At 70.9% G+C, this 13,521-nt stretch carries 15 protein-coding genes; 10 read left to right on the forward strand and 5 right to left on the reverse strand.

Features of this window, described 5'->3' with window-relative positions; all coding sequences use genetic code 11:
- Nucleotides 1–355: 355 nt before the first annotated feature.
- Nucleotides 356–994: a DedA family protein gene (locus tag BMW88_RS27465; protein WP_089955768.1), complete on the reverse strand. Its 639-nt coding sequence runs from the start codon at nt 992–994 to the stop codon at nt 356–358.
- 161 nt (nt 995–1,155) lie between these two features.
- On the opposite strand from BMW88_RS27465, the gene BMW88_RS27470 reads away from it, so the two are divergent.
- The 6 genes from BMW88_RS27470 (at nt 1,156) to BMW88_RS27495 (ending at nt 7,499) form a co-directional block, all read left to right on the forward strand.
- Nucleotides 1,156–2,280 carry a sensor histidine kinase gene (locus BMW88_RS27470; RefSeq protein ID WP_089955770.1) on the forward strand — a complete coding sequence of 375 codons (1,125 nt, stop codon included), beginning with the start codon at nt 1,156–1,158 and terminating at the stop codon, nt 2,278–2,280.
- Complete coding sequence (locus tag BMW88_RS27475) at nt 2,271–2,915, forward strand: response regulator transcription factor (protein ID WP_089955772.1); 645 nt, start codon at nt 2,271–2,273, stop codon at nt 2,913–2,915. The genes BMW88_RS27470 and BMW88_RS27475 overlap by 10 nt, the downstream gene beginning before the upstream one ends.
- A gap of 75 nt (nt 2,916–2,990) precedes the next feature.
- Nucleotides 2,991–4,040 carry a heme/hemin ABC transporter substrate-binding protein gene (locus BMW88_RS27480; protein ID WP_089955775.1) on the forward strand — a complete coding sequence of 350 codons (1,050 nt, stop codon included), beginning with the start codon at nt 2,991–2,993 and terminating at the stop codon, nt 4,038–4,040.
- Nucleotides 4,041–4,103: 63 nt separating this feature from the next.
- Nucleotides 4,104–5,591, forward strand: coding sequence for a glycoside hydrolase family protein (locus BMW88_RS27485; protein WP_089955777.1), 1,488 nt, complete (start codon nt 4,104–4,106; stop codon nt 5,589–5,591).
- Nucleotides 5,592–5,639: 48 nt separating this feature from the next.
- Nucleotides 5,640–6,950, forward strand: a complete 1,311-nt coding sequence (locus BMW88_RS27490; RefSeq protein WP_143116261.1) for a hypothetical protein — start codon at nt 5,640–5,642, stop codon at nt 6,948–6,950.
- 36 nt (nt 6,951–6,986) lie between these two features.
- Nucleotides 6,987–7,499: a pyridoxamine 5'-phosphate oxidase family protein gene (locus BMW88_RS27495; RefSeq protein WP_089955781.1), complete on the forward strand. Its 513-nt coding sequence runs from the start codon at nt 6,987–6,989 to the stop codon at nt 7,497–7,499.
- Here BMW88_RS27495 and BMW88_RS27500 read toward each other — a convergent pair.
- Both BMW88_RS27500 and BMW88_RS27505 read right to left on the reverse strand, forming a co-directional pair.
- Nucleotides 7,477–8,286, reverse strand: coding sequence for a Rossmann-fold NAD(P)-binding domain-containing protein (locus BMW88_RS27500; protein ID WP_218148236.1), 810 nt, complete (start codon nt 8,284–8,286; stop codon nt 7,477–7,479). The two genes, BMW88_RS27495 and BMW88_RS27500, sit on opposite strands and share 23 nt — an antisense overlap.
- On the reverse strand, nt 8,283–8,666 hold the full coding sequence (locus BMW88_RS27505; protein WP_089955785.1) for a nuclear transport factor 2 family protein: 384 nt from the start codon (nt 8,664–8,666) through the stop codon (nt 8,283–8,285). The genes BMW88_RS27500 and BMW88_RS27505 overlap by 4 nt, the downstream gene beginning before the upstream one ends.
- 93 nt (nt 8,667–8,759) lie before the next feature.
- Between BMW88_RS27505 and BMW88_RS27510 the strand changes: the two genes are divergently transcribed.
- A complete protein-coding gene (locus BMW88_RS27510) occupies nt 8,760–9,347 on the forward strand; it encodes a TetR/AcrR family transcriptional regulator (protein WP_245778092.1) in 588 nt (195 codons plus the stop codon).
- Here the strand turns inward: BMW88_RS27510 and BMW88_RS27515 are convergent.
- Nucleotides 9,338–10,387 carry an alkene reductase gene (locus BMW88_RS27515; RefSeq protein ID WP_089955787.1) on the reverse strand — a complete coding sequence of 350 codons (1,050 nt, stop codon included), beginning with the start codon at nt 10,385–10,387 and terminating at the stop codon, nt 9,338–9,340. The genes BMW88_RS27510 and BMW88_RS27515 overlap by 10 nt on opposite strands.
- A gap of 58 nt (nt 10,388–10,445) precedes the next feature.
- Here BMW88_RS27515 and BMW88_RS27520 point away from each other — a divergent pair, with 58 nt between their 5' ends.
- Nucleotides 10,446–10,823, forward strand: a complete 378-nt coding sequence (locus BMW88_RS27520; RefSeq protein ID WP_089955790.1) for a MerR family transcriptional regulator — start codon at nt 10,446–10,448, stop codon at nt 10,821–10,823.
- Nucleotides 10,824–10,846: 23 nt separating this feature from the next.
- Here BMW88_RS27520 and BMW88_RS27525 read toward each other — a convergent pair whose 3' ends face one another.
- Nucleotides 10,847–11,887, reverse strand: a complete 1,041-nt coding sequence (locus BMW88_RS27525) for an NAD(P)-dependent alcohol dehydrogenase (RefSeq protein ID WP_089955792.1) — start codon at nt 11,885–11,887, stop codon at nt 10,847–10,849.
- Nucleotides 11,888–12,032: 145 nt separating this feature from the next.
- Here BMW88_RS27525 and BMW88_RS27530 point away from each other — a divergent pair, with 145 nt between their 5' ends.
- Both BMW88_RS27530 and BMW88_RS27535 read left to right on the forward strand, forming a co-directional pair.
- Nucleotides 12,033–12,908: a helix-turn-helix transcriptional regulator gene (locus BMW88_RS27530; protein WP_089955795.1), complete on the forward strand. Its 876-nt coding sequence runs from the start codon at nt 12,033–12,035 to the stop codon at nt 12,906–12,908.
- The gene (locus BMW88_RS27535; RefSeq protein ID WP_089955798.1) at nt 12,905–13,189 is read left to right on the forward strand and encodes an Rdx family protein; all 285 of its coding nucleotides are present in this window, start codon (nt 12,905–12,907) and stop codon (nt 13,187–13,189) included. The genes BMW88_RS27530 and BMW88_RS27535 overlap by 4 nt, the downstream gene beginning before the upstream one ends.
- Nucleotides 13,190–13,521 lie beyond the last annotated feature (332 nt).

Consider the following 13,521-nt stretch of genomic DNA (forward strand, 5'->3'; position numbering starts at 1 on the left):
GACGACCCGCCCGGCTTACCGCGTCAGACGCGGGAGCTGGTGCGTTCGGGCGGTCCGCATCAGACGGCCCGCCCGGCTTACCGCGCCAGAGCCGGGAGCTGATCCCGGTCAGCGGTCGTGGCGCTGTGCACGCCGTGCGGGCCGGAATGCTCCTATCCGGCACAACCCCATACCGGCGCAACCTCCATACCGGCGCAACCCCCCAGCGGCGCCCAGTGACCTCGCCACCACCGTCCAGACCGGACAACCCGCGCGGCCCACCACGCCGGAAGCCGAGCCGGTCAACGCCCTCGTGCTCCACAGGCCCAAGCGCTCCCTTCCGAACCGGACCGCCCCCGCCGCACCGCGAACAACGTCACCTCACACGCGGCATCACCTCCGTGGCCTCCGGATCGCCCTTCGAACGCTGGCGCAAGCGCGTGACGACGAAGAGCACAACGGCGGCACCGACGGCCACGAGCACGAGCTTCTGGAAGATCCCCGCGTAAGACTCGACGCGGTGCCAGTTCTCCCCCAGCAGGTAGCCCGCGCACACGAACACCGTGTTCCAGATCAGGCTGCCCAGGGTGGTGAGCACGAGGAACTTCGCCAGGTGCATGCGTTCCACGCCCGCGGGCAGGGAGATGAAGCTGCGGAACAGCGGCACCATCCGGCCCAGGAACACGGCTTTGGTGCCGTGGCGGGAGAACCACGCCTCCGTGCGGTCGAAGTCGGCGACGCGGACCAGCGGGATGCGGGCCACCAACCGGCGCGTGCGGTCGCGGCCGAGGAGCATGCCCGCGAAGTACACGACGACGGCGCCGGCCACGGAACCGAGCGTGGTCCAGAACAGGGCCGCCGGCAGGCTGAAGACGCCCCTGCTCGCGGAGAAGCCGGCCAGCGGCAGCACCAGTTCGCTCGGGATCGGCGGGAACAGGTTGTCGAGCCCCACGACGACGGCCGCGCCCACTCCTCCCAGCGACTCCATCAGGTCGACGGCCCACTCTGCCAGCATCGTTTTCCCCTTCACGGCAACGAGATCGGTCGGGTTCGACGCTAGGGGCGGGGAGGGGGGCGGACCATGAGGACGACCGTCGGGAATCGTGGGGGAAACCGCAGGGCGGTAGTGCGGGAAACCGCAATGCCGGGGCGGCGACCGCCCGTTACGGTGGCGAAGTGCACCAGGACGAGCAGCTCGGCGTGGGATCGTTGGTGCGCGGGTGGTTCCGGACGTTCTACGGGGTCCTGGTGGGGTCGTTCACGGCCCTGGCGGACCTGCCGGTCGCGGTGCTGGGCGTCGGCGTGGTCGGGATGACCGAGTTCGAGCTGCGGCGCATCGCGCGGTACGGCAGGCCGGCGCACGCCGACCCGCTGACGCCGCGCCGGTGCCGGCGCTACCTCGGCGCGCGGTGGCTGGTGGGCGGCATGGGGGCCGGTGTGGTCCTGATGCTCATGCTCTACCTGACCACGGCGCTGTCGATGCTCACGGCGTGGCTCTTCGACGGCAACTGGGGCCTGGTCAGGGACGGCGACGTGGTCGACACGCAGCTGATCGCCCTGGCCACGCTGCCGGGCACGCTGCTCATCTTCGTCACGCTCGCCGGCATCACCGGTGTGGCGGAGCTCGACCGGTGGCTGGCGACGACGATGCTCGGCCGCAGCCAGCAGGTCCTGCTGCGGCAGCGCGTGGCGGAGCTGACCAGCACGCGGGCCGAGGTGATCGAGGCGATCGACGACGAGCGCAGGCGCATCGAGCGCGACCTGCACGACGGCGTCCAGCAACGCCTCGTCGCGCTCGGCATGCTGATCGGCAGGGCGCGCCGCGCGAACGACGACGACCAGCTCCAGCAGCTCCTGCGTCAAGCCCACGAGACCGCGGGCGAGACCATCCACGAGCTCCGCGAGGTCGCGAGCCGCGTGTACCCCGCCGTGCTCGACGACTCGGGCCTCGGCACCGCGCTGGAGGTGCTGGCCGAGCGGTCGAGCGTGCGCGTGGAGATCAGCGACGAGCTCACGGACCCACCGGGCACCGCACTGGCGACGGTGATCTACTTCGTGGTGTCCGAGGCCGTCACCAACGCGGCCAAGCACGCCGACCCGTCCGTGGTCGAGATCTCCATGAAGGCGGTCCCCGGTGGCATCACCGTGCTGGTGCGCGACGACGGCGTGGGCGGCGCCGATCCCGCCGGCACCGGCCTGTCCGGTCTCGCGAGGAGGGTCAAGGCGGTGGACGGCGAGTTCGAGGTGACCAGCCCGCCCGGCGGTCCCACCACCATCAGTGCGAGGCTGCCGTGCGCGTGATCCTGGCCGAAGACTCGACACTGCTGCGCGAGGGCCTGATCCGCCTCCTCGCCGAGGAGGGCCACGACGTGGTGGCGGCCGTGGGCACCGCGCCGGAGCTGCTGAAGGCCACCGAGGAACACCGCCCGGACATCGTGGTCACCGACGTCCGCATGCCGCCCGACCACCGGGACGACGGCATGCGCGCCGCGCTCAAGATCCGCGAGCAGTGGCCGGACGTGAGCGTCCTGGTGCTCTCCCAGTACGTCGAGAACCGCTACGCCACCGAGCTGATCACCAGCACCGGCGGCAAGGTGGGCTACCTGCTCAAAGACCGGGTGGCCCAGGTCGACCAGTTCCTGGAAGCCCTGGACCGGGTGGCGCAGGGCGGTGCCGCGTTCGACCCCGAGGTCGTGCGCCGCCTGCTCACCAGGACCTCCCACGTCAACCCGCTGGAGACCCTGACCAAGCGCGAGAAGGACGTCCTCGAGCTGATGGCGCAGGGCCTCACGAACACCCGCATCTCCGAAACCCTGCACATCTCCCTGAGCGCCACCGAGAAGCACGCCAACTCGATCTTCGACAAGCTCGGCCTCACCGGCGAGTCCGGCCTGAGCCGGCGGGTGCTGGCCGTGGTCCGCTACCTCAGCGGCTGACCACGGGCAGCCGGGCACGGCACAAGCCCCCGAAGCAGCCGCCACCGGCGGCGTTTTCTGCGTTAAGTTCCCAGGGTGAGAACCTGGGCGGCAGTGCTCACGGTGGTGCTGGCGGCCGGGTGCACCGGTCCGCCGGCGCCGGAAGTGCCGCCCGCCGATCCGGGCCGCACGCCGGCGGAGCAGCTCGCGCCTCTCGCAGACCCGCGGCAGAAGTCCGGGCCCAGCACGGCGACGGTGGCCACCCCGGACGTCGTGCCGATCAGCCGCGACGTCCGGCCGGAGCTGCCCACGACCGTCACCGACGCGCAGGGCACCGAGGTCACGGTGACCAGCGTCGACCGCATCCTCGCGTTCGACGTGCACGGCACGCTCGGCGCCACGGTGTTCGGGCTGGGGCTGGGCGGCAGGATGGCCGGACGCGACACCTCGACCGGATTCCCCGCCGCCGCCCACCTCCCGCTCATCACGACGAACGGCCACCGGCTCGACGCCGACGTCATCGAAGGGCTGCGGCCGACCGTCGTCATCACCGACACCACGATCGGGCCGTGGGACGTCGTCCTGCGGCTCAGGAGCTCCGGCGTCCCCGTCGTGGTGACGGACTCGCGGCGCGCCGCCAACAACGTCGGCCCGCTGACCCAGCAGGTCGCGGACGCGCTCGGGGTTCCGGACGAGGGCCGCGCGCTCGCCCGGCGCACCACCGTCGAGATCGAGAAGGCCAAGATCGCGGCGCACCGGCTCGCGGGCGACGCCGCGCTGCGGATCGTCTTCCTCTACGTGCGCGGGCGGGCCGGGGTCGCGCAGGTGCTGGGCGCGGGCACCGGCGCGGACGAGCTGATCACCGCGGTCGGCGCGGTCGACGGGGCGGGTGAGGCCGGGATCGAGGGTGCGACGCCGATCGATCCGGAAGCGTTGGCGAGAGCCGCTCCGGACGTGGTCCTCGTGATGTCGGCGGGGCTCCGGTCCGTCGGCGGGGTCGAGGGCGTGACCCGGCTGCCGGGTGTCGCGGGGACGCCGGCCGGGCAGAAGCGCCGGGTCGTCGACATGAGCGACCACCAGGTGCTCGGCTTCGGGCCGCTGACCGCCTCCGTGATCGACGGCCTGGCCAGGGCGCTCTACACCTGAGCCGACGGTGGGTGCGCGGCAGGACTTCACCCGGTCGGGTGAGTTGATCATTATGATGGGCGGGTGCCCCTCAGACGCCGACCTCCTGCGCTGCTCGCTGCGCTCGCACTGCTCAGTGGGGTCACCGCGTGCACCGGCACCCCGGCCGGCGAGCCGGTGGGCAAGCCCGCCACCCCGCCGGTGCGGCAGGAACAGCAAGAGGTCAAGGCACCTCCGCGGGACAAGCTCAAGCTCACGGTCGAGAACGGCAGGCAGAGCGCCGGCACCGTCGTCGCGGGTGGCGGTGACGCCGTCTACAACTACGCGCCCGCCGTGATGCTCGACGGCGGCAAGGTCCGCACGTGGTGGTGCAGCCAGATGGACGTCGCGAAGCCCGACGGCGACGACATCCTCTACAGCGAGGGTCCGAGCGCGGACGGTCCGTTCACACCGGCGCACCCGGTGTTGTCGGGCAGCAGCACGAGCTTCGACGCGAAGCACACGTGCGACCCGTCGCTGATCAAGATCGGCGACACGTACTACATGTACTACACGGGCGCGGCACGGGACAACCACGCCAACGGCAGCTCGGTCGGCGTCGCGACCAGCAAGGACGGCGTGCACTGGACGCGGGCCAACGGCGGACAGGCGATCCTCGGCACGTCGAACGACATCATCCGCGAGAACACCTACGGCGCCGGGCAGCAGTCCGCCCTCTACCTCGACGGCTGGGTCTACCTGCTCTTCACCGACACCACCGGCTTCGCGGGCGCCACCAACGGCGCGGGCCAGTACGTCCTGCGCTCGCAGGACCCGCTGTTCACCACGGGTGTCGAGACGCTGAGCCCGCAGGGCTTCAAGCCCGTGCAGAAGACGACCGAGGCGCGCACCCGGTCCGTCGTCGAGGCGTTCAGCGCGGACTGGATGTGGATCGAGGCGGCGTCGGCGTTCGCCATCGCCCACTCCACCGGCGAGGGCACGACCTTCACCTTCTGGAACAAGGAGTTCACCCGCCACCCGTTCGACCCGGTGGTGATCCCCGGCGCCTGGAAGGAAGGCCCGGGCCTGGTGCGCACGCCGCAGGGGCACGCGCCGGTCCACCCCGGCGGTCCGTGCGACAAGGTCGCGCTGGACGTCCTGCGCGCCACCACCTCCGACGCCTCCGGTGCGCCGACGGGCATCAGCCACTTCGGCCTCGACGCGCTCGGCCTCCACGGCTGCGCCACGCCGGACGAGGCGAGCGTGCTCGACGGCTTCTCGGTGCCCTCCCCCGAGCGCACGGCCGACGTGGTCGTCGACGGCAAGGTCGTCCGGTTCGAACGCGGCTCGGCGGCGGCGAAGTTCGCCCGCGGCGTGATCGGCTGGCGGCCGAAGATCGTCGACTCGTTCCGGGTCGCGGTCGAGGTCCCGGCGGCCGTTCCGGCGGTGCTCGGACCGGACGGGCGGGCGGGGCTGCTGGTCGGCGACAAGCTGATGGTGATCAACTCGCTCGAGGTGGCGCTGTCCAACTCCTCCGAGGTCAGCGTCGTGACGCAGGAGCAGTGGGACCGCTACGAACGCCTGCTCGGCTGACCCCGTACCGTGCCCGTGTTCGAATCGGCCTTGGGGGATCGAGTGACGATGACCAGCGAACGACCGAAAGCTCTCGCGGACAGCGTGATCCCGTTACCGGTGGATCCCCCGCACGAACGCGCCTGGTTCGGCATGGTGGCCGCGTTCCTCGGCTCGGTGGCGTTCCTGCTGCTCATCCCCGCCGGCTGGGCGCGGCTCGACCACCTGTGGTCAGAGGACGGCGCCAAGTTCGCGGTCGGCGCCATGCGGTTCCCCGCGCTGGAGAACCTCGTCGAGCCCTACGGCGGCTACCTGCAGACGCTGCCGCGCCTGGTCGCCGAAGTGATCGCGTTGCTGCCGATCGAGTGGACCGCGGCCGCGTTCGCGGTCACCGCCGCGGTGCTGCGCGCGCTGATCGCGCTGATCGTGTTCGCGGGCTCCAAGGCCTACCTGCGGTCGACGCCGATGCGGTTCGCCTTGGCGGCACTGGTGATCGTGCTGCCGGTGGGCAACTCCGAGACGTTGAACAACATGTCGAACCTGCACTGGTTCCTGCTCTACGGCGCTTTCTGGGCGTTGTTGTGGCGCAACGCCCCACGCGTGCCGATCGCGTTGTTCGTGTTCCTCGCCGCCGTGTCGAGCCCCTTGGTCCTCTTCCTGGCCCCCATCGCGTTGACGCGCCTTGTCCTGCCGCGCAAGGAGGTGCCGATCGCGTTCCTCACCGGGCTGGTCGTGCAGGGCACGACGATGATCTTCGCGACCAGGACGGTGTACTCGCACGACGCGGTCGACCCGGTGCAGGTGCTGCTCGCGAGCCTGCTGCGGGTGCCGGTGGCCGCGTTCACCGGGTCCGAGCGGGTCGACGACTTCTACCCGGCGCTCGGCAACGCCGTGATCGTCGCGGCCCTGCTGGTCGCCGCGCTGCCGGTGGCGGCGGGGCTCAGGTTCGGCGACCGCGCCGGCCGGGCGCTGGCACTGGTCGCGGCCGCGTACAGCGCGGTCGTCATCGTCGCGTGCCTGGTGCTGAACTGGGCCGCGATCCTGCAGGTGCAGTACCACGAGGTCGTGATGGCCGGGCAGCGCTACAGCATCGCGCCGTGCCTGTTCCTGTTCACCGCGATCTTCGTGGGCCTCGACGCGACGCCCGCGCCTGCCTGGGGACGGGCGGTGGTGGGTGCGAGCCGCTACCTGATCGGCATCATCGTGGTGGTGAGCATCTTCTGGTACCTGCAGGAGTCCTCGCCGGTGCTCAAGGGCGTGCCGTGGGACGAGAGCGTCGCCAACGCCCGTGCGCAGTGCGCGGCGGGCGCACCGGAGGCGCGGCTGGAGCACGAGCCGAAGAACTGGTTCTTCGTCCTCCCGTGCACCTTGCTGAACTGAGTGTCGAAAACGTGGATCCCCGTTCGACGCAGTGGCATGACAACAACAAGAACCCGCAACCTCGACCAGTACGGCAACCCTCCCCTGCGGTGGAGCCAGGCGCAGGACCTCCTCGTCCGCGAGTCCGCCGCGAAGGAGGTGCCGTTCTTCCTGAACACCGTGCACCCCGGCGGCAGGCCGCACTCGGTGGGCATCGGCGCCATCTGGTTCGAGGACACCCTGTTCTTCGTGAGCGGACCGGGCACCCGCAAGTCGCGCAACCTCGCGGTCAACCCGGCCTGCACGGTGTCGGTGCGGCTGACGGGAATGGACCTCGTGCTGGAGGGTGACGCGCACCGGGTCACCGACGAGGCCACTCTGGACCGGGTGGCGGCGAGGTACCGCGAGACCGGCTGGCCCGCCGAACGCGAGGGCACGGCGTTCACCGCGCCCTACACCGCTCCCAGCGCGGGCCCGCCTCCCTGGCACGTCCACCGGATCTCGCTGCGCGCCGCCCACGCCGTCTCCACGGCGGAGTCCGGTGGGGCTACGCGGTGGACGTTCGGCTGAGGAAGTCGCGGTAGAAGTCGCGGAACGACCGGGCGGGCCTGCCCGTGACGTCCTGGACGGTCGTGGTCACCCGGTCCTCCGCGCCGCCGCGGATGTCCTCGTCGAGCCCGGCGAGCAGCGCCGCGTACTCCCGCGGCAACTCCGCGGCGAGCCGGTCGGTCATCTCCGCGGTGCTGACCGACCGGTGCCGGACCACCCGCCCGGTCAGGTCGGTGATGATCGCGGCGACCTCGGCGTAGCCGAGCGCCTCCGGGCCGGTGATCACGTGGTCGGTGTTGTGCGGCTCCGGATCGGTGAGCGCCCGCGCGGCCACGGCGGCGATGTCGGCGGCGTCGACGAACCCGACCCTGCCGTCACCGGTGGCCGTGACGATCTCGCCGGCGCGTACGCCCGCGGCGGGCGGGTGGTCACCGGTGAAGTTCTGCATGAACCACGACGGGCGCAGCACCGCCCACTCCGGCACCGCCCTGACCAGCGCCGGAAGAGCGCCGATCCCCGTGGCGGTCTCCGGCACCGCGGACGAGCTCAGCAGCACCACGCGCCGCACGTGCCGGGCCCTGGCCAGGAACGACTCGACGACCGGTGCCGGCTCGACAGCACCGATCGGCGGGATCAGGTAGACGCGGTCCACCCCGTCCAGCGCGCCGTCGAACGTCGACGGATCGTCCCAGTCGAACCGGACGTGGTCGTCCTGCCGCGGTTTCCGCGTGCCGACGCGGGCATCGGGCAGCAGGGGCGCCAGCAGGCCGCCGGTCGTGCCGGTGCCGCCGATGACCAGCGTGCTCACGCCCTCCACTCCTCGAGCAGGAGCGGGTTCCAGTAGTCGCGGTAGTTCACGATCTCGCCGTCGCGGGTCGTGATGACCACGATGTACGAGGACCGGTACGGCTCGCCGGTCGGCACCACGACACCCTCGGTCTCGAACTCGACGACGACGACGTCCGGGTCGGTGGTCCGGTGGACGACCTTCCGGGGGATGGCCTTGATGTCGAGCGTCTTCGCGTAGTCGCGCACGTAGTCCTCGATCGCGGGACGGCCCTCCAGCCTGGTGGGCCAGCCGTCCGGCGCGAACGGGAACTCCGCCACGCCGTCCTCGGCCCACAGGCCCGCGAAGCCGATCATGTCCTTGTCCAGCAGCAGTTGCAACGCCTTCTCGACGACGTCCACGGTATTCCTCCGATGAAATGGACGAGACGGTTCCGTCCCGTCCACAACACTAGGCGCGACGGGACCGTCTCGTCCAGTCCTATGATGAGCGCCATGACGAAGCGCACCCCGACCGGCGCCGCCGTCCTGCAGCCGCAGGTGACGCGGGCGATCACCGAGGCCGTGTTCGACGAGCTGGCCGAGCACGGGTACGGCCGGCTGTCGATGGAGGCGGTGGCCAAACGGGCGGAGGTCGGCAAAAGCGCGCTGTACCGGCGCTGGCCGTCCAAACAGGACATGGTGGTCGCGGCGCTGTCGGAGTTCTCCGTGCCACTGGCCGAAGTGCCGGACACCGGGTCGTTGCGCGGTGATCTGCTGGCCACCGTCACGGCCGTGCACGACTGGCTGACCCACCCGCGGTTCGCCACGATCCTGCCCGACCTCACCGCCGAGGCCGTCCGCAATCCCGCGCTGTCCGAGGCCATCGCGAAGACGATCGGCGTACCGAGGCGCGCTCTCGGCGCCGTGACGCTCCAGCGCGCGGTCGACCGGGGAGAGCTGCCGGCGGACCTGGACGTCGAGATCGCCCTCGACCTGGTCGCGGCCCCGGTCTACTGGCGGCTGTCCGTGCGCCGCGCCGAGATCGAACCCGACTACCTCGAACGGCTCGTCGAGCACCTCATGCGCGCACTTCAGTGCTGATAGCTGGGATAGTCGATGTACCCCCGGGGGCTCTGGAACCAGGTCTCGCGGTCGGTGCTGACGAGCGGCAGGCCCAGCCGGAACCGTTCGACGAGGTCGGGGTTGCCGAGGTAGGCGCGGCCGTAGCTGATCAGGTCGGCGCCGTTGGCGAGCCAGCGCTCCCCCTGCTCGCGCGTGCTCTCGTGCGGGCCGATCTGGCCGCCGGGGTTGAGGATGAACGTGGTCGGCCACGCCTTGCGCAACGCCATCAGCCGTTCATCGTCGACGGTCGCAAGAAGGTGCACGTACGCGATGTCCGGCAACGCCTTCAACAGCTCCGAGTAGAGCGCGGGCACGTTCTCCTCGACGATGCCCTGGATCTCTCCGCCGGGTGAGAGCCGGATGCCCACGCGCTCCGGCCCGATGGCGTCCGCCACCGCCCCGACCGCCTCGACGGCGAACCGGATGCGCCCGGTGATGGAGCCGCCGTAGCCGTCGGTGCGCCGGTTGGCGCTGGTCGACAGGAACTGCTGGATCAGGTAGCCGTTCGCGCCGTGCAGCTCGACGCCGTCGAAGCCCGCGTCGACAGCACGTCGTGCGGCGTCGGCGAACGCCTCGACCTGCTCGGCGACCTCCTGGGTCGTCAGCGCGCGGGGCACCGGCGCCGGCTTCAGGCCGGTCGGGGTGAACACGTCGGTGCCGGCCGCGATCGCCGACGGGCCGACGGGCTGGTGGCCCGCGACCTCGGCGTGGCCGATGCGGCCGCCGTGCATGAGCTGCGCGAAGATCCGGCCGCCGTTGACGTGCACGGCGTCCGTGACGACGCGCCAGGCCTCGACCTGCTCGTCGGTGTGGATGCCGGGCATCGACGGACCGGCCTGGCCGACGGCGTTGGGGTGCACGCCTTCGGTGACGATGAGACCGGCGGTGGCACGTTGGGCGTAGTAGGTGGCCGTCGCCGCGGTCGGCTTGCCGTCCACGGCCCTTGAGCGGGTCATCGGCGCCATGACGAGGCGGTTCGGCAGGGTGAGGTTTCCGAGCCGGTAGCTGGTGAGGAGCATGGAGCTAGGCTAGAAACCTGACATTAACGTCAGAGGCAGGCTTTGTGACGGAGGTCTCATGCGCATCGGAGAGCTGGCGGAACGCACCGGCGTGAGCGTGCGCGCGTTGCGCTACTACGAAGAGCAGGGGCTTCTCACCGCCGAACGCAGCGAAAGCGGACAACGGCACTACGGTGACACGGCGGTCGATCGGGTGCGGATGATCCAGCAGCTCTACGCCGCCGGGATCTCCAGTGCGTCGATCCTCGAAATGCTGCCGTGCATGGTGACCGGGCTGGCGACGCCGGAGGTGCTGGCGAAGCTGCACGGCCACCGTTCGTCGGTGGTGAAGCAGCTCGACGAGCTGCGGGAGACGCTGCTGCGGCTAGACACGGTGATCGCGGGCGCCTCCGCGACCTTCGAGTCCGGCGTGCCGAAGCCCTGTCCGCACGTCTGAGCGGACAGGGCCAGGCGCGCACGTCAGATCGTCGTGGCGTCGATCACGAACCGGTACCGCACGTCGCTCGACTGCACGCGGTCGTAGGCGGTGTTGATCTGGTCGGCGTCGATCAGCTCGATCTCCGCGCCCAGCCCGTGCTCCGCGCAGAAGTCCAGCATCTCCTGGGTCTCCGCGATGCCGCCGATCATCGAACCGGCGAGCGTCTTGCGGCCGCCGAGCAGCGCGAACAGGTTCAGCGAGATCGGCTCCTCCGGCGCGCCGACGTTCACGATCGCGCCGTCGGTCTTGAGCAGCCCGAGGTAGGCGCCGAAGTCGAGCGGCGCGGACACCGTGGACAGGACCACGTCGAACTCGCCCGCCAGCTCGGTGAACGTGGCCGGGTCGCCGGTCGAGCGGTAGTCGTGGGCGCCGAGCTTGAGCCCGTCGTCCTTCTTGCGCAACGACTGCGACAGCACCGTCACCTCGGCGCCGAGCGCGGCGGCGATCTTGACGCCCATGTGGCCGAGCCCGCCCAGGCCGACCACGGCGACCTTCTTGCCCGGCGCGACGCCCCAGTGCCGCAGCGGCGAGTAGACGGTGATGCCGGCGCACAGCAGCGGCGCGGCGACGTCCAGCGGGAGCGCGTCCGGGATCCGCACGACGTAGTTCTCGTCGACCACGATCTGCTTCGAGTAGCCGCCGTAGGTGACGTCGCCGTTCCGGTCGACGCCGTTGTAGGTCATCGTGTTGCCGTTGGCGCAGTACTGCTCCAGGCCGCGCAGGCAGAACTCGCACTCTCGGCACGAGTCGACCATGCAGCCGACGCCGACCCGGTCGCCGACGGCGTGCCGGGTCACCTCGGAACCGGCCGCGACGACCACGCCGGCGATCTCGTGGCCCGGCACCATCGGGAAGATCGCCTCTCCCCAGCCCTCGTTGACCTGGTGGATGTCCGAGTGGCAGATGCCGGCGAACCTGATGTCGATCAGGACGTCGTGCGGGCCGACCTCGCGGCGCTCGATCGTCGTGCGCTCCAGCGGTGCCTTCGGTGCGGGAGCGGCGTAGGCAGCGACGGTGCTCATCGGTGTCTCTCCTCGTGTCGTCGTCTCACCGGCAACACTGCCGGGGAGACCCCGCCCCACCCAGACACCTGGTTTTCGTACGTCCGCCGTGCCTACCACTGGCAGTAGCAGGCACGGCGCGACCGGCAAGGGGATACTCGGGGACATGACCGTCGATCCGCGCACCGAGCTGAGCGAGTTCCTGCGCAGCCGCCGGGCGCGGCTGTCCCCCGACGACGTGGGGCTGCCCCGGTACGGCCGCACCCGCCGGGTTCCCGGGCTGCGCCGCGAGGAGCTGGCGCAGCTCGCCGGCGTCTCGGTCGCGTACTACACGCGGCTCGAACAGGGCAACGGCCGCAACGTCTCGGACGAGGTCCTGGACTCGATCGCCAACGCCTTGCAGCTCGACGACGCGGAACGCACGCACCTGCGCAACCTCGCGGTGTGCCCGCACGGCAGCAAGAAGAAGAAAGCCGCCGACACGCGCATCCGACCGGCGCTGCACCACCTGCTCGACAACATCGGCGTACCCGCGTACATCGGCGGGCGGCGCTCGGACGTGCTCGCGTGGAACCCGATGGCCGCGGCGCTGTTCGGCGACTGGAGCGAGCTGCCGCCACGCGAGCGGAACTGGGCGCGGTTCATCTTCCTGCGACCCTCCTACCAGGACCTCTTCGTGAACTGGGAGAGCAAGGCCGCCGACGTCGTCGGGTTCCTGCGGATGGACGCGGGCTGCTACCCGAACGACCCCGAGCTGGCCGCCCTGGTGGGCGAGCTGTCGGTGAAGAGCGAGCCGTTCCGGCAGCTCTGGGCCAGGCACGACGTCAAGCAGAAGAGCTTCGGCACCAAAGCGGTGCGCCACCCGCTGGTCGGCGAGATGACGCTGGCCTACGAGTCGCTGAGGATGCCCGGCGAGCCCGACCTGCACCTGGTCACCTACCACGCCGAGCCGGGCACCGCGTCCGCCGAGGCGATGCAGCTGCTCGCGAGCTGGGGCAGGGACGCGACCTCGGCGGGGGCCTCCGCCAGGAGCCAGGCGTGAGGACACCGCGCCTGGAGATCGAGTACTGCACCCAGTGCCGGTGGCTGCTACGCGCCGGCTGGACCGCGCAGGAGCTGCTGACCACGTTCACCACCGAGCTGGGTGAGGTCGCGCTGATCCCCGGCACCGGCGGTGTGTTCGACGTCCGCCTCGACGGTGAGACGGTGTGGTCGCGCAAGGAGCAGGAGGGCTTCCCGGACCTCGCGGTGCTCAAGCAGCTGGTGCGCGACCGGGTGGCGCCGGACCGGTCGCTCGGCCACACCGATCGCAAGCACCCGTGACGCCTCGCTTCTGCCCGTCCTGACGAACGCCCGATCTCGCGTCCGTCATCCACATGGGACGGATCGCCCCGCCGCACGCCGGTGATCGCGTTGCGCGGCAACCGGAGCAGCGCGCCGAACCCGAGCGGCACCACTGTGGACGGACGGGCCACCGCCGGACCGCCGGTCCCAACCGGCGGAAATCCGTTGTGCCTCAAGGCGGTCCTGGTAGACCTCCACAGTCGGTGACCGGGCAGGTCGCTCCAGCGGGTTTCGAGCCAACGCTCGTACGGTCTTCAACCAACAAGACTCGTCGCACCCGCTCCTGCCGGCCGACCGCTTGGGGGATGTCT

Origin of the sequence: Lentzea xinjiangensis (genome assembly GCF_900110955.1) — a bacterium.
In the GTDB taxonomy this organism is placed as follows: domain Bacteria; phylum Actinomycetota; class Actinomycetes; order Mycobacteriales; family Pseudonocardiaceae; genus Lentzea; species Lentzea xinjiangensis.